The organism is Lactobacillus fornicalis, assembly GCF_055362665.1.
The window spans coordinates 1-2,033 of sequence record NZ_JBLTIM010000047.1 but is presented as its reverse complement, the minus strand read 5'-3'; the positions used below and the strand labels follow the sequence as shown (position 1 = coordinate 2,033).

Below are 2,033 nucleotides of genomic sequence, written 5' to 3'. Positions count from 1 at the left end.
CCATCTGCTTGTTTAACGCTGCCTACATTTGCACGAAAACAGCAGCCTAAATTATTTTGAGTTATATAAAGTTGTATTTTTTGTTGAATTAAATGTTCACTGTCCATAATTAACTATACCTACCCACCCACCGCATATATTATTCTTATAAAGGTTACACTAAATTTACAGTAACCAATTCAGTAGTGTAACCTCACTCGTACTTACTCTATCAATAATATATAACCTATAGACCAATTTTAGGGTTACACTAGTGTAACCGCACCTCTCGCCTACTCTCCCAAGGGATTGAGCTAAAAAGTATCAGGTTACACTAAATTTCAACTATATTGTTCTAAACTACTCCAGTAATTGTTAGTACTAGTTATAGTTATATATATTTTATATATATATTAGTGTAACTATGTATTTATACTATGTATAAAGCTTTGTGGCCCAAGGGCTGAGATAGGTTACACTATAGTGTAACCTTTTCCACTATACAAATAACCTCTAATCCCTTGGGACTCTAGGCGGTTACACTAAGTTACAGTAAGTTACACTAGTGTAACGTTTGAGAACTTCTTGCATATCCTCGAGCTGTTTTTCCACCTATTTTTTTAACTTTTCTAGACCACTTAAATCGATCTAACATCAAGCTTTGTAATTTACGAGCTGCTTTTCTATTTTTCAAAAGATCCAACCCTAAAGCGTCTGCCAGCTTATCATTCGTTATAAAGTTCGCATATCTAAAATCATCTGATTCTAAAACATCAGCTAATTTATCTTCAAAAGCATCAACATAATTAAACTTAGTTCTTTTAGACTCCAACTCCACCTCCTCCTCAGGTGTTAGAGCGAAACTAAAATCACCAGATTTATAGAGTGCCATTGCTTCTCCCCAGATTTGTTGAACAAATTCAGGTGGCATATCTGTTACTGCGTTTTTCTTTCGATTAGCCTTATCAGCTAAAATAGGCATAAATCTACGAGAACCAGTTAAATCTTTAAGATAATATCGTTCATTAGTAGTACGAGACATAACGAATTTTTTATGAAATTTTTCAGCAGTATGACCATACGCCTTGCGATACTCGAATTCTTGCATAGTGACAAACTTCTTGAGTTCTTCAAAAGAAGAATTATGTGAAGCTGTTAGCTCATCATCGTTAACAATAACTGCATTTTTCATAACTGCGAAATCATCTTTTGATGAGAAACTAGCAAACTGGTCAGTGTAGTAACCAAGTGGTGCTAGATTTTTTAGAAATGTTGTTTTACCAACTCCCTGTCCACCAACTAAATCAAGCACCATATCGAACTTGGTCATAGGGTTAAAAGTTTTAGCAATCGCACCAACTAAGAATTGTCTAGTGATGAGTAAAGTTAAATCTCCAGGTTCTGCTCCTAAAAAATCAGGTAAAAGATTTTGGAGTCTAGGCTTACCGTCCCATTTTTTTAAAGCCTCGTTAAAGTAATCTTTGATAGGATTATAAGAATGACTTGAAGCATAAACGCTAATTGCTGAGCGTATTTTCTGGTCATCAAAAAGAATATTTGAGTAAGCCCCTTGAGTTTCGATATAAGCAGCGATAAGAGAAATATAAACATCTTTTAATTGGCCTTTTTCAATATTAAGATCTTTAATATCTTTCATTACATCAACTGCTTCAGTGTACTCATTAAATTGAAAAGTATTTTTTAGTAGCTTATCGTTACTAAGAATCATAATGATGTTATAGATGGAATTTTTCTTAATAATGCCCGTTTTTTCATTAACAAGAAAAGGAAGAGAATAACTATATTTCGGTTGTTCCTGTAATTTACGAAGTTTATCAGTATTTTTAAGTTCGATAACCTTTTTATCGTCTTTTTTATCCAGCTCAACCACCTTCTCTCCTTCTAATATCCTTATCAATCATTGATTGAACGGTTCTAATAAGTTCGTCGCTACTTAACTTATCTTCTGTTGCATCATTTGCTAAGATAGCCAGCTTCACAGCTTTTTCAGGGTCTACATTTCGATATAAAAGACCGCCCATAAAAGCAGCAAG

Annotated in this window: 1 protein-coding gene; it reads right to left on the bottom strand. The window is 33.8% G+C overall.

Features of this window, described 5'->3' with window-relative positions; all coding sequences use genetic code 11:
- Window positions 1–541: 541 nt before the first annotated feature.
- Window positions 542–1,870 (bottom strand): VapE domain-containing protein, encoded by a 1,329-nt coding sequence (locus ACNDLV_RS07510; protein WP_144772338.1) that lies wholly within the window; start codon window positions 1,868–1,870, stop codon window positions 542–544.
- Window positions 1,871–2,033 lie beyond the last annotated feature (163 nt).